15 protein-coding genes are annotated in these 19,256 nt (G+C 66.8%); 7 read left to right on the forward strand and 8 right to left on the reverse strand.

The window, feature by feature from the left end; all coding sequences use genetic code 11:
• Nucleotides 1–227 precede the first annotated feature (227 nt).
• Nucleotides 228–1,652, forward strand: coding sequence for a beta-N-acetylhexosaminidase (locus KCQ71_RS22850; protein ID WP_223410776.1), 1,425 nt, complete (start codon nucleotides 228–230; stop codon nucleotides 1,650–1,652).
• A gap of 59 nt (nucleotides 1,653–1,711) precedes the next feature.
• A complete protein-coding gene (locus tag KCQ71_RS22855; protein ID WP_223410778.1) occupies nucleotides 1,712–2,923 on the forward strand; it encodes an exo-alpha-sialidase in 1,212 nt (403 codons plus the stop codon).
• Between the two features lie 115 nt (nucleotides 2,924–3,038).
• On the opposite strand, the gene KCQ71_RS22860 is transcribed toward KCQ71_RS22855, so the two are convergent.
• Nucleotides 3,039–3,815 (reverse strand): FadR/GntR family transcriptional regulator, encoded by a 777-nt coding sequence (locus KCQ71_RS22860; RefSeq protein ID WP_223410780.1) that lies wholly within the window; start codon nucleotides 3,813–3,815, stop codon nucleotides 3,039–3,041.
• 51 nt (nucleotides 3,816–3,866) lie between these two features.
• Between KCQ71_RS22860 and KCQ71_RS22865 the strand changes: the two genes are divergently transcribed.
• From KCQ71_RS22865 to KCQ71_RS22885, 5 genes are all read left to right on the forward strand, one after another.
• Nucleotides 3,867–4,673, forward strand: coding sequence for an HpcH/HpaI aldolase family protein (locus KCQ71_RS22865; RefSeq protein WP_223410782.1), 807 nt, complete (start codon nucleotides 3,867–3,869; stop codon nucleotides 4,671–4,673).
• A 57-nt stretch (nucleotides 4,674–4,730) separates the two neighbouring features.
• A complete protein-coding gene (locus KCQ71_RS22870) occupies nucleotides 4,731–8,150 on the forward strand; it encodes a family 10 glycosylhydrolase (protein ID WP_223410784.1) in 3,420 nt (1,139 codons plus the stop codon).
• A gap of 225 nt (nucleotides 8,151–8,375) precedes the next feature.
• On the forward strand, nucleotides 8,376–9,245 hold the full coding sequence (locus KCQ71_RS22875; RefSeq protein ID WP_223410809.1) for an ABC transporter permease: 870 nt from the start codon (nucleotides 8,376–8,378) through the stop codon (nucleotides 9,243–9,245).
• 4 nt (nucleotides 9,246–9,249) lie between these two features.
• Nucleotides 9,250–10,239 (forward strand): carbohydrate ABC transporter permease, encoded by a 990-nt coding sequence (locus tag KCQ71_RS22880; protein ID WP_223410786.1) that lies wholly within the window; start codon nucleotides 9,250–9,252, stop codon nucleotides 10,237–10,239.
• A 53-nt stretch (nucleotides 10,240–10,292) separates the two neighbouring features.
• Nucleotides 10,293–11,942, forward strand: a complete 1,650-nt coding sequence (locus KCQ71_RS22885; RefSeq protein WP_223410788.1) for an extracellular solute-binding protein — start codon at nucleotides 10,293–10,295, stop codon at nucleotides 11,940–11,942.
• Nucleotides 11,943–11,966: 24 nt separating this feature from the next.
• Here the strand turns inward: KCQ71_RS22885 and kduI (KCQ71_RS22890) are convergent, their stop codons facing one another.
• The 7 genes from kduI (KCQ71_RS22890) to kduI (KCQ71_RS22920) form a co-directional block, all read right to left on the reverse strand.
• Complete coding sequence (gene kduI, locus KCQ71_RS22890; protein ID WP_223410811.1) at nucleotides 11,967–12,608, reverse strand: 5-dehydro-4-deoxy-D-glucuronate isomerase; 642 nt, start codon at nucleotides 12,606–12,608, stop codon at nucleotides 11,967–11,969.
• A gap of 24 nt (nucleotides 12,609–12,632) precedes the next feature.
• Entirely contained in the window at nucleotides 12,633–13,349 is a 717-nt protein-coding gene (locus tag KCQ71_RS22895; protein WP_223410790.1) for a CE1759 family FMN reductase, read from the reverse strand.
• Nucleotides 13,346–13,831, reverse strand: coding sequence for a MarR family winged helix-turn-helix transcriptional regulator (locus KCQ71_RS22900; RefSeq protein ID WP_223410792.1), 486 nt, complete (start codon nucleotides 13,829–13,831; stop codon nucleotides 13,346–13,348). The genes KCQ71_RS22895 and KCQ71_RS22900 overlap by 4 nt, the downstream gene beginning before the upstream one ends.
• A 3-nt stretch (nucleotides 13,832–13,834) precedes the next feature.
• The gene (locus KCQ71_RS22905) at nucleotides 13,835–15,022 is read right to left on the reverse strand and encodes a CE1758 family FMN-dependent luciferase-like monooxygenase (protein WP_223410794.1); all 1,188 of its coding nucleotides are present in this window, start codon (nucleotides 15,020–15,022) and stop codon (nucleotides 13,835–13,837) included.
• Nucleotides 15,023–15,131: 109 nt separating this feature from the next.
• Entirely contained in the window at nucleotides 15,132–15,593 is a 462-nt protein-coding gene (locus KCQ71_RS22910; protein ID WP_223410797.1) for a hypothetical protein, read from the reverse strand.
• A 268-nt stretch (nucleotides 15,594–15,861) separates the two neighbouring features.
• On the reverse strand, nucleotides 15,862–18,609 hold the full coding sequence (locus KCQ71_RS22915; protein WP_223410799.1) for an ATP-binding protein: 2,748 nt from the start codon (nucleotides 18,607–18,609) through the stop codon (nucleotides 15,862–15,864).
• A gap of 200 nt (nucleotides 18,610–18,809) precedes the next feature.
• Nucleotides 18,810–19,256 (reverse strand): 5-dehydro-4-deoxy-D-glucuronate isomerase (kduI, locus tag KCQ71_RS22920; protein WP_223410801.1); only part of this gene is annotated, 447 nt, incomplete at its 5' end.

Raw genomic sequence — 19,256 nt, forward strand, 5'->3', positions numbered from 1 at the left:
CTCGGATCCGCCTTGCGGGTTTGGGGCAGTCCCATCGGCGCAGGTCACAGGGCATTCGTGCGCCACGGCCCGCAGTATCCACCAATCGGTCGGGGGATCCAGGCTCAGGTGCTACGGAACAGCGCACCGAAATCACCAAATGAACCGTTCCGAATATGGACACCTGGAATCGTATGTGGTGGAGTGTGCGCGACCACTTCGCCCGAGCAATGTAGCCAGGAGTCTCCGTGTCCGAGCTCCACCTCGTCCCCCAGCCGCGTTCGGTCATCATGGCCCGCGGTGACGTCGTCCTGGACGGCCCCGCAGCTGCCCTGACCGAGTCCATCTCTGACAGCCTTGGCGACGAGGCCTACCGGCTCGTCGTGGACGCCGACGGAGCCTCGCTGACTGCCGGCTCCGACCGTGGTCTGCTGCTCGGCCGCTCGACGTGGAGCCAGGTCCTCGATGCGGCGACCACCGATGCGGCCGGCCGGACCGTGGTGCCCGGCGTGCGTATCGAGGACGAGCCGGCCCATTCCTGGCGTGGGCTCATGGTCGACTGCTCGCGCCACTTCACGCCGGTCGCCGAACTCCGCAAGCTGATCGATGTCCTGGCTCTGCATCGTATGAACCGCCTGCACCTGCACCTGACCGACGACCAAGGCTGGCGTGTGGAGATCGCCGGCTGGCCCCTGCTCACCGAGGTGGGCGGGTATCGACCCCGGACGCTCGTCGGGCACCATCGTAGGTCCGAGGGGTCCGAGTCGGCCTGGACGGACGAACCGCACGGCGGCTACTACACCCAGGACGAGTTGCGCGGCCTCATCACCTACGGAGCGTCGCGTGGTGTCGAACTCATTCCCGAGATCGACCTGCCCGGACACATGCAGGCAGCGATCGCCGCCTATCCCGAACTCGGCAACCTCGACGAGCCGATCGGCGTGCGCGAGACCTGGGGGATCTCCGACCACGTGCTCGCGCCGACCGAGATCGCGTTCCGGTTCGTGCGCGAGGTGCTGACCCAGGTCATCGACATCTTCCCGGCACAATGGCTGCACATCGGCGGTGACGAGTGCCCGACGATCGAGTGGGAAGGCTCGCAGCAGGCGCGGGAGTTCATGTCCGAGCGTGGCCTGACGTCGGAACGGCAGATCCAGCGAGAGTTCATCACGGCCGCGCACGAGGTGATCTCCGCCGCCGGCCGGACCCTGATCGGCTGGGACGAGATTGTCGAGGCCGAGCCCCCGGCGGACTCGGTGGCGATGCTCTGGCGCGCCGGGGCGGACGTGCCGTTCTCTCAGCGGCACGGGTTGACCTGCGTCTACGCGAACTCCGCGACGCTGTACCTGGACCACTACCAGGAGGATCCGGAGACCGAGCCTTTGGCTATCGGAGGGCTGAGCACGCTCGCGGATGTTTACGGCACCGAAGAACTGCCTGCGGACGCCACCCCCGAGCAGACCGAGCTGCTGCTCGGGGTACAGGCCCAACTCTGGCGCGAGTACGTGCCGACCCAGGAGCACCTGGAGTACATGCTCTTCCCTCGCCTGTGCGCAGTTAGCGAGGTCGCCTGGGGCACGCGGACCGACTACGTGCAATTCGTGCATCGCCTTGGCAACGGCCACCTCGCACGACTGGACCGGCTCGGCGTCGGTTACCGACCGTTGACCTGACCCGGGCGCGGCGTGGCGCGACCGGCTCATAGACCGTGCGCTCGCCTGAAAGGACGGACGTGAGTCAGATCAGAGAGCGGAGTTCAGTGACCGTGCAGATCGATCACACCCAGCTGGGATCGGGCTACGACCGACAGACCTGTTGGCTCCACGCTCGGGTCGGGATCCACCCCACGGCCAACGCCGGTGCGCCGCGGTACGTGACGACCTTGCAGCGGCTGACGCTGTCCGGGTCAGACGTCTACGGTCCGATCCACTCGATGTCGGCGCCGAACTGGGACGGGCCGTGGACGGAGCCGTACCAGCAGGAGGGTTTCACCTGGACCGAACACAACAGGGCGGTCTGTGACTTCTGGCCAATCTGGCACGAGGCGTCGCAGACCCTGTTGGGCACGGGCCACACGGTCGCCTACACCGACGGTGTCGTGGACGGCACGAAGGCGAGGTACACCTCGTACGCCCAGTACCGGCCCGACACCGACAGTTGGTCACCGGCGCGACTGCTCGAGATGCCCGACGAGCCGGCCTTTTTGCGCTCAGGGGCGGGCTGTGCCCAATGGGTGGAGGAGGCCGACGGTGGCATCCTGCTGCCGGTCTATTTCGGAGTCGGCCACCTGACGAGCGCGATCGTGCGGTGCCGGTTCGACGGCGCGACGCTGAGCTATGTGGCACACGGCAGCGCCCACAGCATCGACGCCGGCCGAGGCCTGTACGAGCCGTCCCTGATCACCTACGACGGCAGGTATTTCCTGACCCTGCGCAATGACGAGGGTGGGCATCTGGCGGTCAGTACGGATGGGCTGCAGTACACCGATCCGACCCCGTGGCGGTTCGACGACGGCACCACGCTCGGCAGTTGCAACACCCAGCAGCACTGGGTGGTACTGGCCGATGGGCCGTATCTGGTGTACACCCGGTCCGGTCTCGACAACGACCACGTCTTCCGTCATCGCGCTCCGCTGCTGATGTCGCGTCTTGACACTGATCGGCTCCTGCTGCTGCGCGACACCGAACAGGTCGTGATCGGCGAACGTGGTGCCGGGCTCGGAAACTTCGGCACCTGCCAAGGGCCGGGGCAGACGGCGTACGTCATGGCGAGCGAGAGCATGCAGAATGTCGGACCTGCCCTAGTGGCCGCCCGCACCAAACTCGCCTTGCGGGCCGGTCCGGAGCAGATCGCGCAGTGGGAGGCGACCGACAACGGATGTGCGATCTGTGAGCAGTTCGGCAGCGACAACACCATCTGGCTGGCACGAGTCAGGGCGACGTGAGTGTGATCGACGTGCTCTGGGCCGGAGCGCGGCCCCGGTCACGCCGAGGTCACGGGCGACGCACGCACTCCACGTACGGCCTCCATCCACGGGTCAGTTATGGGACCAACGTCGATCAACGGTCGTCGTTGTCTCGTCGCCATGCGGGTTGGCGCGTGATCCGGAAGGTGACGGGCTCGAAGTGTGCCGTCATGGCCGAGGCCAAGGCGGCGTGATCGTGCGCACGAAGTGCATCAAGGATGTCGCGGTGTACCCGCGCGATCGGTTCAGGGGCACCGAGTGCCTCCTGCTCAGAGCTCCGGCGCATGGCATCCCAGAAGGAGTAGACGATGCTGTCGAGGACCCAGTTGGCCAGTGGCTCATACAGGGCGTGGTGGAAGTCCCGGTCCGCGGCCGGTGCGTAGGAGCCCTCCCGTGCCAATTCCTCCATCTCCTCGACGGCACGGTCCATGGCAGCAAAGGATGCATCGTCGTGCAGGCCCACGACTTCGTGGACGAGTGACGTCTCCAGGGCCATGCGAACTTGCGTGACGAGACGCAAGGTGTCGCTCTCGCCCCCCTCGGCCAGGGAGAGGCGACTCCAGAACGTGAGTCCTCGGCCCAGGCCGTCGAGTGACCCATCCGACCTCAGGTACGAGCCGCGTCCGTGGCGCACTTCGACGATCCCCAGCGCCTGGAGCGCGTGGATACCTTCCCGCACCCCGCTCCGACCGATGCCCAACTCCGTGGCGAACTCTGCCTCGGTGGGAAGCTTGTCGCCCGGCCGGGCCCCGGTCTGAACCAGATACTCCTGGAGTAGCTCGACCACCGGCGGCTGCACGGCGCGTCGCCACGTCTTGTCCATCTTCACTATGACCCCTTGACCTTGTCGCGACGGTTGTGTCAGGATCACCAGACATCAGACAACGGGTGTCTGATGACACTGACACAGAGAGTGTGACACATGCTGTCGTCGCTAGCGCAACATCTCCGCGCAGGAGAACTTGCGCTCACCATCAAGGTGAACTTGTCCGACCCCCAAGTCTGCGAGATCGCGGCGCTCGCGGGCGCCGATGCCGTGTGGCTTGATCGTGAGCACTGCGTCGGTGACTGGCCGGGGCTCTACCATCAGATCCTCGCCGCGCGTCGCCGCGACACCGAAGCAATCGTTCGTGTACCCCGTGGCTCGTACAGCGACATCGTCAAGCCCTATGAGCTGGGGGCCAGCGCCGTCATGGTTCCCCAGATCGCCGACCTCAACGATGCGGCGGCAGTCGTCGCGCAGGCGAAGTTCGCACCAGTGGGTGAGCGCGCGTTGGACGGCGGAAACAGTGACGGCGACTTCGGCCGGCTCGCGTTCGGCGACTACATGGAGCGGGCTGAGCGCGACACCCTGCTCATCCTGCAGCTGGAGAGCCCGGCTGCCGTCGAGCAGGCGGATCGAATCGCGGCGCTGGCCGGCGTCGACGTGGTGTTCTTCGGCCCCGGTGACTTCGCCCAGAAGGCGGGCATCCCGGGGCAGTTCGGTCACGCCGATGTGCTCGCAGCCCAAGAAGCCGTCGCGGACGCGGCCCGGAACAACGGAATCGTGGCCGGCACTGTTCTTCATCCTGGCACGAGTGTGGAATCCCTTGTCACGCAGGGATTCACCCTCATCAATGTTGCCGCTGATGGGGGCGAACTCCGGAAGGCGCTGAGCAACCGGATCGCCGCGGCCCGCCACACGGCAGCTCCGCTCCTAGAACTCTCGCAACCAGTTCACAACGCATGACCACCTCGACCGCACGTCCGACACAGATCAAGGAACTACCCAATGAAGGAGAGTCCCATGAACAATCCAGTAGCTACTCCTGTCTCGCGACGCGCAGTGCTGGCCGGCGCTGTCGGCACGGGTGCGCTACTGGTCGCATCGCCAAGCGCATCGTGGGCACGCCCCGGCCGGCGGCATCCGTCGGATGCACCTGGCGAAGTCGTCACCACCCTCTTCAGCGACGACTGTACGAACCTGGCTGCTGCGGGATGGGCGGGCAACGAACCCCTGATCGGTGCCTACATCACCGATCACGCGCGTTCACTCGGTGATCCGCCAGAAGTGCCACTGCTGCCGGTCGACGAAGGCAACTACCTGCTCTACTCAGACATCCTGGCGACGCATCACGATTCTCCGTACTCGATCACCAAACGCCTTCCGATCAGTGGCGCATCGTGGGCACTGAGCGTCCGGGCTCGGATCGACGAGCTCATGGTCAGCCGAGACACCTACAGCACGGTGCGGCCGCGCGGTTTTGTCATCAGGGTCACGGCGGCCGACGTCGTTGGGACGACGCGGCGGTATCAACTGCGCATCCACGACACCAACCAGATCACCTGTCTCATGGCATCTGGAGCCGAGCAGACTGTTGAGCTCACCGACTCTGAGCCGACCGATTTCCACGACTGGGAACTCTCCTTCGACGGACTCGACTCCCTCGCCGTGTACCGCGACGGTTCTCGGGTCGCTGAGTTCGTGGGCGTGGGCCAGATTCTGGCAGCGAGCAACACCGGCATCGAGCTGGCAGCCAATGGATACGACTCTGTCTCGGGAGAGACCCGCGTCTACCTCGACATGATCGAGTTGAACATCACCTCCCAGACCATCGTCGTCGACGACGCCCGCGAGCTCGACGACTTCTGGAGTGTGACTCCGGCATCGGCCGATGCCTATATCGCTGACAGCACGGGCCCTGGAAGCGGGATCGAAACCCCAGAGATCGCTCCTGGCGAATACCTGCTCTACGCGGGTGTCGGCGCGGCATCGATGCACACCGAGGCCGCTCGGAGCCGGAAACCATGGACAGTGGAGTTCGCCGCGCGATTTGCCTCCATACCCACATACAACCCGGACTCGACTGATCAGGGCCTGGTCCTGTTGCTCCACAGGTTCAGGCGGACGTACAAACTGGTCTGGACCGCAGATACCTTGACGATCATGGACTTCCGCGGAAGGCCTCAAACATACGACCTGCCGACGCCGGACCCCGAGCGCTATGACGTCTGGAGGATCGGAACTGACTCGACCGGTCGTCTCGCCGTCTCCGCGAACGGCACTAAGGTTGCCGTTCTGGACAATGCGGGAAGGGTTGGCCGCAGGGGTCCCGATACGGGCTTCACCCTCACGGTCGACGCCAGCGAGAGCAGTGACGCACACGCCGAGATCTACCTGACCTACATCAAGCTCATCGAGGGGTCCGAGGTGCCGTGGTTCCGGCCCGCTGTTACCGGGGTCACCGTGCTTCCCACCTCAGATGCTGCGCAATTGGACACCGTCGTTTCATTGCACGACGTCGATCCGCGGTGGCTGGCAGATGGTTCGCTATCACTTCAGTGGGAACTCTATGCTGATGGAGAGTTGACGCGAACCGAGAGCCGTCCCGTGACGACGCTCCAGGTGCAAGTTGCCGTCTCTGCGGTCGGTGTGTCGGGTGAGTTGGTCTGCCAGGCCTCGCTTCGGCGAGCTCAATCGACGGTGGCAACCGCAGAGCAGAAGTTGTGGCTTCCGGAATCAGTGATCATGCTGTCGCCTGGGGATGTGGCGCAAGGAATCGGCGGCTCCTATCTGTTCGTCGCCGTCGATCAGGCTACCGACAGCACGGGGAAGGACGCCGCCGCGGCCGGGTGGTTGGTCTCTGACTATACGTGGGACGGTGAACAAGCCAGTGGTGTCTTCATTGAGTCATCGGCATCGGCCGGGCCGCTCACCATTCCAGCCACCCTCGCTGGATGGTGCGCCGTCTCGGTCGGATGTGTGTCCGGCAGCGAAGCCATCAGCGCGACCATCGGTGGACAGACCACCACGGTTGCTATCAGCACCTTGGCTGAGCCGGACAGTTATGGACCCGGCGCCATCACCGAGTCCTACCTCGGCGCGTTCGATCTGAGCGCCGCCCCAGAGGTCATCCTGCAACCTGTGACGGATAAGGTGAGTCGCGTCGCCTATCTGCGGTTCCGTTCTCTCACCACCGAAGAGACTGCCCTTGCACAGGAACCAGACGAAGGTGCCGCAGGCACACGAATGATGATCGACAACGACGGCTACAGTGAATACGCCTACCGCAACGTCACAACTGAGGCCAAGCTCAGAGCGCGAGTGGCCGAATTCGGCGGCCACGACGTTGGCGCCATCTCCTATTGCTTGCTGGGGACCACCCTCACGAACTACAACAGTTCTGTGGCCATTGGCCCCCGTGAGTCCAAAGAATGGATGTCGCCCGAGTTGTGGTCAGGGCTGCTGGCCACAGACCGGACCGTGATCGACCGGCTGATCGGCCTCAATGATGCTGGCGTCGTGCCGCACGCCACTGTTGCCGATGAGGGCGCTTCCTATGGCATGGAAACCTTTGCCTCGCTCCGGGCAAGTGGCAACTACTCGCCCACCTATCGCGCCGGGCTCAACGGCAAGAAGTATGCCGATCTCTATCCGGAATATGGGCGGGAAAACTTCGACGGCTCTACGAGTTTCCGGCTCAGTTATGCCTATCCGGAGATGCAGTCATACATTCTTGACCTGTTGGTTGAGGCTGGCTCCTTTCCGAACATCGCTGGGGTCATGCTGGACCTCTGCCGTTACCCGGATGTTGTCGGCTGGGATCCGCCCCTGGTCAGCGCCTACCAGGAGGAGTACGGCGTGGATCCGAGGCTGGAGACCACAGTGGCCGGGATCGAGCGATGGCTGGCGTTCCGCTGTGAACCTGTGACCAGTCTGCTTCGGGAGGTCCGAGCCGCGTTGCCAGCCCAGAAGGTGATGGTGCGGATCCCCCGCAACTGGTATTTCGACTACGGACTGGACGTCGAGACCTGGGTCTCGGAAGGACTCATCGACATCCTGGTGCCGTCGGCCGCGACCCAGGAGAACTTCTGGACGAACGAGCTCGCTGACTTCGTCGATCTGGTCGCTGAAACACCGGTCGCTCTCTACGGGTGCATTGAAGCGACGCTCCAAGGCCGGGATGCAACCCCGCTGGAAGATGAGCTTGCCGAGCGCGGTATCCCGGTAGGTACGACCTCCAGGAAGAACGTCGATGCGCACGGCTACCAACTGCGCACTCACGAGTTCTACGCGGCCGGATTCGACGGGGTCTACCTCTTCAACAACCCGTGGGGCCGCGATGCGCTGGGGCTACTCGGGGACAAGGTCAAGATCAGGAAGTGGCGGACCTTCGGCTACCCGACCAGTCTGGCGACCATCCTCGTCACCTCGACCTCCCGATGACCGTGCCGATCAAGCTCGGCGACGACAGGTGCACGGCGGCGAAGAAGGAGGCCACCATCCGACCCCGAACAGCCGAGCCCGGCACGGGCTCGCTACCGATGTGTGGCACTGACCGAAGGAGGCCAGGTGGCTCGGACCGCCGTGACTGACCGACATGGTGAGCTTGTCGCGTACCGGTCGGTTCCGTTCGTGACGCGGCTGCGACGTGACTATCCGTTGCTGGTGATGATTGTGCCGGCAGTGGCGCTGATGTTGCTCTTCATCTACATCCCACTGCTGGGCAACGTGATCGCGTTCATGGACTACGTGCCGTTCGTGCCGTTCCTCGACAACGGGTGGGTCTGGTTCGAGAACTTCGAGCGGCTGTTCGCCGACGGCGACTTCTGGTTGGCGCTGGCCAACACGCTGGTGTTCACCGCTTTGAACCTGCTGCTGTTCTTCCCGATCCCGGTCATGCTGGCGCTCTTCGTGCACTCGCTGCTGCATCCGTGGCTCCGGTCGTTCCTGCAGTCGGTGCTGTACCTGCCGCACTTTCTGTCGTGGGTGATCGTGGTCGGCTTCTTCCAGCAGACCCTCGGCTCTGCCGGTGTGTTGAACCAGTTCCTCGCCCAGAACGGGCTGGACCCGGTCAACCTGATGCAGAACCCCGAGCTGTTCAAGTTCATGATCGTGGGCCAGACGGTGTGGAAGGAGGCCGGGTGGGGCACCATCATCTTCCTGGCAGCCCTGACCGCCATCGACGACGCGTTGTACGAGTCGGCGGCGATGGACGGGGCCGGGGTGGGGCGCCGACTGTGGCACATCACCCTGCCGGGGATCCGCCCGATCATCATCTTGATGCTGATCCTGCGTCTGGGCGACGCCCTGAGTGTCGGGTTCGAGCAGTTCCTGCTGCAGCGCAACTCGGTCGGCCCCGCCGCAGCCGAGGTGCTCGACACCTACGTCTACTACCACGGCGTGGTCGCCGGGAACTGGTCCGTCGGTGTCGCTGCCGGATTGTTCAAGGGCGTGGTCGGCCTCATCCTCATCCTCGCCGCGAACAAGTTCGCGCACCTGCTGGGCGAAGACGGCATCTACAAGAGCACGAGGAGGTGAGCCGGTGAGGTCTGACACCGCTGCACGGGCTTCCGACGCTTCCCCGGCCGGGACACCGACGCCCGCGGGGACCAAGCTGACCGCTGAGGCGACTCAGTTTCGTACCAGAGGCAAGTACGCCCCGCCGATCTGGGGTCACCGCCCCGGACCGCTCACCAACATTCTGCGCGTCGTCGCCTTCGTCATCCTGATCGCGCTGGTGCTGTTCCCGTTCCTGATCGTGGTGTCGACCTCGCTGTCGACCGGGCAGGCCATCACCGATGCCGGCGGGCTGGTGGTCATCCCGACCGAGATCAGCCTGGAGGCGTACACCCGCATCCTCACCGGGGGGGTGGTCACCCAGTCGCTGCTGGTCTCGATCGTCGTCACTGCGGCCGGCACCGCGATCAGTCTGGTGGTCACCGTCCTGGCGGCCTACTCGTTGTCCCGGGTAGGCACCCTGTGGCACCGCGGCCTGCTGATGACGGTGCTGCTGACCTTCCTGTTCGCCCCCAGCATCATCCCGTTGTACGTCGTCGTCCAGGGCCTCGGCATGCTCGACACCCTGTGGGCGCTGATCCTGCCGACCTCGCTGAGCGCGTTCAATCTGGTGATCGTGCGCGGCTTCATCATGAACCTGCCACCGGAACTGTTCGAAGCGGCTCGGATCGACGGCGCCTCGGAGTGGTGGGTCCTGACCCGGCTGGCTGTGCCGCTGTCGAAGTCGGTGATCGCCGTGGTCGGCCTGTTCTACGGCGTCACCTATTGGAACGCTTTCTTCAACGCGATGCTGTACTTGCGCGACACCTCCAATTGGCCGCTGCAGTTGGTGCTGCGGACCTACGTGTTGCAGGGAGCGCCGCTCACTCTCGACAACACGGGCGAGATCCCGCCCCCGTCCCAAGCCGTGCAGATGGCCGTGGTCGTGATCGCGATCATCCCGGTGCTGCTGGTCTACCCGTTCGTGCAGCGACACCTCACCAAGGGTGTGCTCACCGGAGCCCTCAAGGGCTGATCACCTTCCCATCACCTCCCCTCGTTGTAGTTCACCTCTGAAAGGAACCTTCCATGTCGGATTTTCAGATCCCGACCCTCAGTCGACGACGCTTCCTCGCGGGTTCGGCCGGTCTGGCCGTCTCCGCGACCGTCCTCTCCGCCTGTGGCGGCGGCGATGACGGAGGAGGAGCCGGATCGTCTGGCGGCGACGGCGGCAGCGTCGAGCTGCCGACGTTCAAGAAGATCGAGGCCACGGTGATGCCGGACCTTCCTGGGGACGGAATCGTCCAGGACGTCTACTTCTCCTACCCGGACCCGCCGTACCAGGCGGTCGAGCACCCGACGGGGTCGGGTGGCGAACTGCGCGCGATGCTGATGACCTACTCCACGCCGCCCACGCCGATGGACCAGAACTCGTACTGGCAGCGGATGAACGACGACCTCGGCGTCACATTCATCCCGGACCTGGTGCCGGCCGACGACTACGTCGAGAAGTTCTCCACCGTCATTGCCGGCGGTGGTGAACTGCCCGAGATCATCCAGGCCCCGCTGTGGATGCCGCTGCCCCGTATGGGCGAACTGATCAAGAGTCAGTTCACCGACCTCACCGAGTACCTGTCCGGTGACGCGGTGCTGACGTACCCGAACCTGGCCAACATCCCCACTGCATCGTGGAAGAACGCCGTCAACCAAGGGATCCTGTGGGGCGTCCCGATCCCACGCCCCCAGTTCCCGAGCGTGATGTACGTGCGGATGGACCGGAGCGAGCAGGCCGGGTTCGCTGAATTTCCCAAGACCCAGGAGGAGTTCCTGGAGTGGGGCGAGGCGATGACCGACACCTCGAAGCAGCAGTATGCCTTCGCCGCCGTCCAGAACGGCTGGATGGAGAACGCCGTCAACGGGATGTACGAGCAGCCCAACAAGTGGCATCTGGACGGCGACACGCTCACCCGCGAGTGGGATCACCCCGGCTACTTCGACGGCACCGACTTCGTGAAGCAGGTGTGGGACCTCGGCTACCTGCACCCCGACACGCCGGGCATGCAGGTCTCGCAGCAGCAGACGCTGTTCTGGAACGGCACCATCGCCGCCTGTGAGAACGGGATATCAGCGGTGTCGTCGGCCGCACAGTACCCGGACGTGCCGCTGGGCGCGCGGGCCCCGTGGACCAAGGACGGCTCCAAGGTCCACGCGATGCAGAACACCGGGATCTTCTCGGTGAACGCGTTGAAAAAGGGGCTGGAGAAGGCCAAGGTCGAGGAGTACCTCAACATCCTCGACTACCTGGCCGCGCCGTTCGGGTCGCAGGAGTACACCACGATCAGCTTCGGCCTGGAAGGCGAGCAGTACACGATAGAGAACGGGTCCCCGACCCCGATCCAGGACAAGGCGGCCGACCTGGCGATCAACCTCAAGTACGTGGCGACAGCCCCGCAGACCCTGTACGCCCCGGAGATGGCCGTCCAGGACACCTACACCCGCTTCCACGAGCTGCAGCAGGAGCTCGCGACCGGGCTGGTCCCGGATCCGTGCGTGACTCTGCGGTCGGAGACCCTGGAGCGCAACGGCCAGTACGAGCAGGAGATCCTCGACGTCCGCACCGGCTACATCCTCGGGCGCAAGACGCTCGACGACCTGAAGGGTGCGGTCCAGAAGTACAACGACGAGATCGGCGCGGAGGTCAACGCGGAGATGATGGCCGCCATCGAGGCTCGCGGCTGACCGGCTCGTCCGGCTACAGGCGCTTCAGACGCTGCGCGGGGCCGCGCCCCAGCGGATCTCGGTGACCTGCGCGTGGTCCATGTCGTCGAAGGACTGGTTCTCCCCGGCCATCGCCCACACGAACGAGTAGGCGCTGGTGCCCACACCGGAGTGCCCCGACCAGCTCGGGGAGATGACGGCCTGCTCGTTGGCGATGACGATGTGCCGGGTCTCGGTGGGCTCGCCCATGAGGTGCAGCACCCGCGCGTCCTCGGGGAGGTCGAAGTAGAGGTAGGCCTCCATCCGGCGGTCGTGGGTGTGCGCGGGCATGGTGTTCCACATGCTGCCCTCGTGCAGGCTGGTCACGCCCATCACCACCTGGCAGGACTTCACGCCGTCGGCATGGATGTACTGGTTCAGGGTGCGCCGGTTCGAGGTGCGCTGCTCGCCGAGCTCGCGCACGTTGCCCTCACCCGCGTGGACCAGGGTGGTCGGGTAGGTCGTGTGCGCGGGCGCCGAGAACCCGTAGAACCGGGCCGGTGTTGCGGTGTCGGACGACGCGAACGTGACGTGCTCGGCCGGCGAACTCGTTCCGGGCGTCCTTCCGCGACCACGAACCGCGCGACCCGCTGCTCGCCGAGGTCGATGCCTGGCGCAGCGCGGTGCGGTAGGCGCAGCCCGGCCGATCCGGCGCGGATCCGATGCCGGGCCTCAGCCGAGCCCACCGGCCGCCAGCCGCATCAGGTCGGTGCTGAAGTCCACGTCCGACGCGGACCGTTCGGAGCGGGTCGCGTTCCCCGAGAACTGATGCTGATAGCCGGTCCAGGCGCTGTCCGCGATCGAACGCCCGACGCCACTGCGCAGCGTCAGGACCATCTCGGTGGCGGCCCTCTCGATCCGGTCGCCGAGGGCCGGTGAGCCCCAGTCCTCCGGTGCGGCGAACAGCGACGTGGGAACCGGCAGCGCGCGCAGGAAGGCGAAGAGTGGCCGGAGCTGCTCGTCGACCACCATGGCGTGCCGGGCCGTGCCCGCGGTTGCGGCGAGGATGACCGGCTTGGCGATGAGCAGGTCGTTGTCGAGGACGTCGACGAACGACTTGAACAGGCCGCTGATGCCGGCCTTGTAGACGGGGGTGCTGGCGATGACGGCGTCGGCGGCGGCGAGCCTCGCGATCGCCTCCTGCAGGCGCTCGCCGGGGAAGCCCGAGACGATCGCTCGGGCGATGTCGACCGCGAGCGGGCCGAGTTCGATGACACCGACTGATGCGGCCGTGCCGGACTCACCGAGCAGGTCGAGGGTCTTCTGCGCCGTGCGATCGGCCAGCAGCCGGGTGGAGGAGGGGTCGCTCACGCCGGCGCTGATCACGACCAGGCGCATCGGTGCATCCGTTGCTGGGTCCGTGCCGCTGCGGGACGGGCTGTTGGTCACGAGGGTTTCCTTTCGAGGACTTCCCGCTGCCGGCCCGCCGCGGGGCCGCTCGCTCCGGCGAGCAGGGTGAGACTCAGGTCGCGCAGGCTTGCCAGCTGCGTGGTGTCCAGTGCGCGCGTCAGCGCCTGGGCGATGTGACGGGCGACGTTCGCGCCGACCCGCCGCTGCATCTCGGCACCGTCCCCGGTCAGCCGGATCCGACGGGCCCGGGCGTCGGTGGAGTCCGCGGCACGCTCGACGAGGTCGCGGGCCTCCAGGCGCGCGATCAGGCGGGACATGCCCGGCTGGGTGATGAGCACGTCCTCACCCAACTCGGTGATGCGCAGACCCTCCGGAGCGGCCGAGAGTGCGTGGAGCACGGCGTACTCCCGCGTCAGCAACCCGTGCCAGATGTCCGCGTCGGTGAGCTCGCGGGCGATCGTCGCCTGGGTCCGGTAGTAGGCCTCCCATGCCTCGTTCGCCAGCCGGAAGTCGCTCGGCATCCCTCAGACCGCCATCGGGAAACTGGCCGCCACGGCAGGGTCGCTGTCCTGGTACGGGGAGGCTCCGGAGAGGTTGTCGCCGCGGTTCGGGTTCGGGCGCGGCTGGCGGGGTTCGGCGTCGCCGTACTTCGCAGTGATCAGGTCGGCGTGCGTGGGTGCCGCCGGAACGCCGGGCGCGCGTCGCGACGCCATCTCCTTGCGCAGCACCGGCACGACCTCGGTGCCGAGCAGCTCGATCTGCTCCAGGGCGACCTCCACCGGCAGTGCCATGCTGTCCACGGTGAAGAGCTGGCGCTGGTAGTCGCCGAACCCTTCCCGGAACGTGAGGGTCTTGTCGATGACCTCCTGTGGGCTGCCCACGCTCAGTGGCGTCTGGGTCATGTAGTCGTCGAGAGAGCTTCCCCTGAAGAGCGGGTAGTTCTCGAAGTAGGGTCGGAATGCCTGCACGGCATCCTGCGAGCGCCGTGCGATGAACGACTGGCCGCCCAGGCCGACGATCGCCTGTTCCTTGGTCCCGTGCCCGTAGTGCTCGAAGCGTTCGCGGTAGAAGTCCACGAGCGGCTTGAAGTGCAGGTTCGGCGCGAGGATGTGGTTCGCGAAATAGCCGTTCCCGTAGAACGCCGCCTGTTCCGCGATCTCCGGGGTACGGATGGAGCCGTGCCAGACGAACGGGGGCACGTCGTCCAACGGCCGCGGGGTCGAGGTGAAGCCCTGCAGCGGGGTGCGGAAGCTGCCCTCCCAGTCGACGACATCCTCGCGCCAGAGCCGGTGCAGCAGGTTGTAGTTCTCCAGTGCGAGAGCCACGCCCTGACGGATGTCCTTGCCGAACCACGGATAGACCGGCACCGTGTTCCCGCGCCCGACCATCAGGTCGAGCCGGCCCTTCGCCACGTGCTGCAGCATCGCGTAGTCCTCGGCGATCTTGACCGGGTCGTTCGTGGTCATCAGCGTGACCGACGTACTCAGCATGATGCGCTGGGTCAAGGCCGCGATGTGCGCCAGCAGGGTGGTGGGCGAGGAAGGCACGAACGGGGGATTGTGGTGCTCCCCGACCGCGAACACGTCCAAGCCGACCTCGTCGGCACGTTGGGCGATGCGCACCATGTTGCTGATGCGCTCCGCCTCGCTCTGGGTGTATCCGGTGGTGGGATCCGGGGCGATGTCGCCGACGGTGAAGATTCCGAACTGCATGGTGTCCGCCTTTCTGCGGGGTGTTGTACGGGTCCAACAACATGACTGCGCATGTATTCCCAGGAAAGGGAGCCTGGGCGAGCGGCCTTGATCCACTCCGGTCGATTCCTCAGGAGCCGGCACGGCGGTGATCGGTCGGCTCGTCGGGCGGCGGCGTGGGCTGGGAGAACCAGAAGAACGGGACGCCCAGCGCGAAGATGGCACCGAACACCGAGTCGGCGGAGCCGGGGCCGGCGGGCCCACCCGTCAGGTCCAACCCGAACCAACGGCGCAGGCGGCCGTTCGTCCGGTTCTTGCGATCAGGACTGGGTGCCGAAGGAGCATGGGACGTTGTGCGCGAGGGCTGCTCGGACCACGCCGAGGCCCGTGCGAGGAGCTGGTCGAACAGGAGGTCGCGCTGGTCCTCGGTCAGGTTCGCGTAGGCCCGGGTGTGCACTCGCTCCAGGTCGGCGGTCCTGGTCCGGCCGAGGAGGTAGTCGTAACGGACGACGGCGAGCTCGTCCTGAGTCTGTGCCGCCGGTCGGTCCTTGGTCCGGACGAGTCCGAGCAGCGCTCGCAGCGAGACTCTCATCGTCCTGGTACGCGGGTCCGGGCGACTCCCGACCCGACGAGGATCGACGCCTCCAACAGGGTTGCGACGTCGGCCACCGGGACGACGATCGGTTCGAGTTTCAGTTCCATGGAGTGCTCCAGGTCGTGTGATGAAGCGGTGGATGTTCCCGTTCATCGTCACGAGCCGGTGGTGGTTGGCGCGCCTGTGGAACACCCGGGTCGGCCACGGCCCGGGCCCTGGGAACCACTGCTGCACCGCCCCGAGGGTGGGGGCAGGAGACGGCGCCTCAGCCGATCTCGGCGAGGGCGCGTCGAAGTGCGCGCCGGGAGCCGATGCCGAGCTTCGGGTAGACCTTGCCGAGGTGCCACTCGACGGTGCGTGCGCTGAGGAAGAGCTCCGCGCCGATCTCGGGGTTCGTGCGCCCCTGGGCGGCGAGCAGCGCGATCTGAGACTCCTGGGCGGTGAGCTCGTGCTCGGTGGCGACACTGCGCGCGCGCACGGTCTCGCCCGTGGCCACCAGTTCCCGGCGGGCGCGCTCGGCGAGGGCGTCGGAACCGAAGCCGATGAACAGCTCGTGGGCCGTGCGGAGGTTGTCGCGGGCATCGAGCCGACGCCCGGCCCGGCGCTGCCACTCCCCGTGGAGGAGGTGAGCGCGGGCGAGCTCCATCCGCACCCGGGTGGCGGCCAGACGACCGATGGCCTCGCGGTACAGCGCATCGGCGGTATCACCGTCGCTCACCAGTGCTCTGGACCTGGCCTCGATCCCGAGCGCCCAGTCCGTGCCGCTGGCCTGTGTCGACTCGGCCAGGCGCTCGACCGCGGAGGCTGCGCGCGCGGTCTCGCCGCTCCGGGATGCGGCCTCGATGAGTTCGACCAGAGACCAGGTGGCGTAGCAGAGGTCGTTCGGATGGGCGGCGCCGGCCTCCGCCTCGGCGAGCGCACGCCCATAGTCGCCGCGGCTGTTGTGCAGGACGGCACCGGCGTACTGCACGATGGCCATGCCCAGACCGTCGCCGCGGGCCGAGGTGGCCGCCTGCGTGGCCGACGTCAGCTTCGAGAACGTGGCTTCGTCACCCTGCCACGCGGCCAGTGCGATCGCGCCGTACGGCGGGATGCTCGTCCCTGCCGCCGCGGCGACCTCGGCGGTCTCCTCGACCAACAGGCGTGCTGCCGTGATCTCACCCGCCGCGAGATGCAGGCCGATCTGGGCGGAGAGCGCGCTGGGAAGTGCGGCGAGAGCCCCCGCTGCCCTGGCCGTCCGGATATGGCGGGCGGACAGGAGATCCCAGGTCTCGTCGTCCCAGAGGTCCCTCGCCGCATGAGTGCCGAGCCAGAGCAGGCGGATGTCCTGGTTGGGCAGGACGTCGTCCCGAAGTCTCGTCAGCGCCTGCTTGAGCAGGTGTGCTCCTGCCGCATAACCCTGCGTGAGGACGGTGGCGAAGCCATTCAGGAGCACGTCCCCCGCACGCTCGGTCGAGGTGGGCAGTTCGTGTGCGGCCCTCGCCACCTCCACCAGTCCGACCTCACCGGCGAATCGACCGACCACCAGCCCCACCGCGATGGCGTCCAGGTACACGTCGCGGGCGACCGCCGGATCGAGCCGCCGCCACCGCCCAGCGGCGGACATCAGCAGCGGCGCCGCCGCGCGGCTGTGGCTGGCGAAGTACGCGATCTGCCCGTCCAGCAACATGGCTTGCGCGGCGTTGCGCTCGTCCAGTGGCTCCTTCTGCGCCAGGGCAAGGAGGGTGAGGGCCTCGTCGCTCGCACCGGCCTGGAACTTGGCCTGTGCCGCCGCCAGGGCACGCGCCCCACGGCGCTCCGGACGGAGGGTCAGTCCGACGGCCGCCGCGAGGAAGGCTGCAGCAGCGGCGAGACCGCCCCGCTCCTGTGCCCTTCCAGCGGAACGCTCCAGGTCACCCGCCACCGACTCATCCGGCCCCTCGGCCGCAAGCGATCGGTGCCATGCCCGCCGGTCCGGATCGCGGTCAGGATCCGTGACCGAGGCGAGGGCTTGATGGACCCGCCGGATCTCGCCGGGATCCGCTGCCCGGTGGACGGCGGACCGCACCAGCGGGTGCTTGAAGCGCACCCGTGAGCGCAGTTCCACGAGCCCGGAGGCCTCGGCGGCTCCGGCAGCCTCTGCGCCGACATCGAGTTCCTCGGCGGCCCGCCACAGCGTCGCGATGTCCCCGGTCGGTTCGAGTGCCGCGGCCAGGAGCAGGGTTCGCGTCCCCGCCGGAAGGGGAGCGAGTCGCGCCGAATACGCCTCTTCAAGGCTGCTCCTGATCGGCAGCGTGCCGGGGATTCCGAACCCGCCCGCCAGCTGCGAGGGCGTCAGTCCGCTCGGCAGCTCGATGAGCGCGAGTGGGCAGCCGCGGCTGTCGGCGACGATCCGGTCGCGGACCGCGTCGTCGAGCGGTCCGTTCAGGACCGAGTCGAGGAGTGCGTGCGCGTCCTGGTCCTGAAGGCTAGAGACTTGGATCTGGGTGAGCCCGACCAGTGCTTGGTGCTGCTGGTCCGGGCGAACGGCGAAGACCAGTGCCACCGACTCGCCGCGCAGCCGACGGCCCACGAACGCGAGCACCTGGAGTGAGACCTCGTCGAGCCACTGGGCATCGTCGACGAGGGCGAGCAGGGGCTGGTCCTCGGCGACGACGGAGAGCAGGTTCAGCACGGCGAGGCCGACGAGGAAGCGATCCGGCGGGTTCCCGGTGCTGATTCCGAAGGCCGTGGACAAGGCGGCGTGCTGAGGTTCAGGGAGCTGGTCGAGGTGGTCGAGCAGCGGGAGGCACAGCTGGTGCAGACCTGCGAAAGCGAGCTCCAGCTCGGACTCGATCCCTACCGCTCGCTCGACGCGGAACCCGCTCGCGTGCTCGGCCGTGTACTCGAGCAGGGTCGACTTGCCGATCCCCGCCGGACCGCGGAGCACGAGCGCTCGGCTCTCGCCGGCCCGCACGGCCGCCAGGAGCGCGTCCAGCCTCGCTGTCTCGTCCGCGCGGCCGTGCAGCCCGGCCCGGACCTCGGCGAACCTCACGCGGGCCTTGGCATGTGCACCGGCCGGACCACGAACGGGACCGAGCGTCCACCAACCGGTCGCCGTGCCCTCATCGACACCTTCTGATGGATGCGGCGTGTCGAGGTCCCAGGGTCCCGATCACGTTGATCCTCGATCGTATCGGCGGCCGAGCCCGTTCGGTAGGTCTACGGGACTCGACCGCCCAACGATCGGTCGGTTCAGCGGATCTCGGTGATCTGCACGTGGTCCATGTCGTCGAATGACTGGTTCTCCCCGGCCATCGCCCACACGAAGGAGTAGGCGCTGGTGCCCACACCGGAGTGGACCGACCAGCTGGGGGAGATGACGGCCTGTTCGTTGGCGATGACGATGTGCCGGGTCTCGGTGGGCTCGCCCATGAGGTGCAGCACCCGCGCGTCCTCGGGGAGGTCGAAGTAGAGGTAGGCCTCCATCCGGCGGTCGTGGGTGTGCGCGGGCATGGTGTTCCACATGCTGCCCTCGTGCAGGCTGGTCACGCCCATCACCACCTGGCAGGACTTCACGCCGTCGGCATGGATGTACTGGTTCAGGGTGCGCCGGTTCGAGGTGCGCTGCTCGCCGAGCTCGCGCACGTTGCCCTCACCCGCGTGGACCAGGGTGGTCGGGTAGGTCGTGTGCGCGGGCGC

Origin of the sequence: Occultella gossypii (assembly GCF_019947135.1) — a bacterium.
GTDB classification, from domain to species: domain Bacteria; phylum Actinomycetota; class Actinomycetes; order Actinomycetales; family Beutenbergiaceae; genus Occultella; species Occultella gossypii.

What these genes read in the sequence shown, in the direction of transcription:
- KCQ71_RS22865 (WP_223410782.1), top strand. Translation starts at nt 3,867, where the DNA reads ATGCTGTCGTCGCTAGCGCAACATCTCCGCGCAGGAGAACTTGCGCTC.
- KCQ71_RS22870 (WP_223410784.1), top strand. Translation starts at nt 4,731, where the DNA reads ATGAACAATCCAGTAGCTACTCCTGTCTCGCGACGCGCAGTGCTGGCC.
- KCQ71_RS22875 (WP_223410809.1), top strand. Translation starts at nt 8,376, where the DNA reads ATGATTGTGCCGGCAGTGGCGCTGATGTTGCTCTTCATCTACATCCCA.
- KCQ71_RS22885 (WP_223410788.1), top strand. Translation starts at nt 10,293, where the DNA reads ATGTCGGATTTTCAGATCCCGACCCTCAGTCGACGACGCTTCCTCGCG.
- KCQ71_RS22900 (WP_223410792.1), bottom strand. Translation starts at nt 13,831, where the DNA reads ATGCCGAGCGACTTCCGGCTGGCGAACGAGGCATGGGAGGCCTACTAC.
- KCQ71_RS22905 (WP_223410794.1), bottom strand. Translation starts at nt 15,022, where the DNA reads ATGCAGTTCGGAATCTTCACCGTCGGCGACATCGCCCCGGATCCCACC.
- KCQ71_RS22910 (WP_223410797.1), bottom strand. Translation starts at nt 15,593, where the DNA reads ATGAGAGTCTCGCTGCGAGCGCTGCTCGGACTCGTCCGGACCAAGGAC.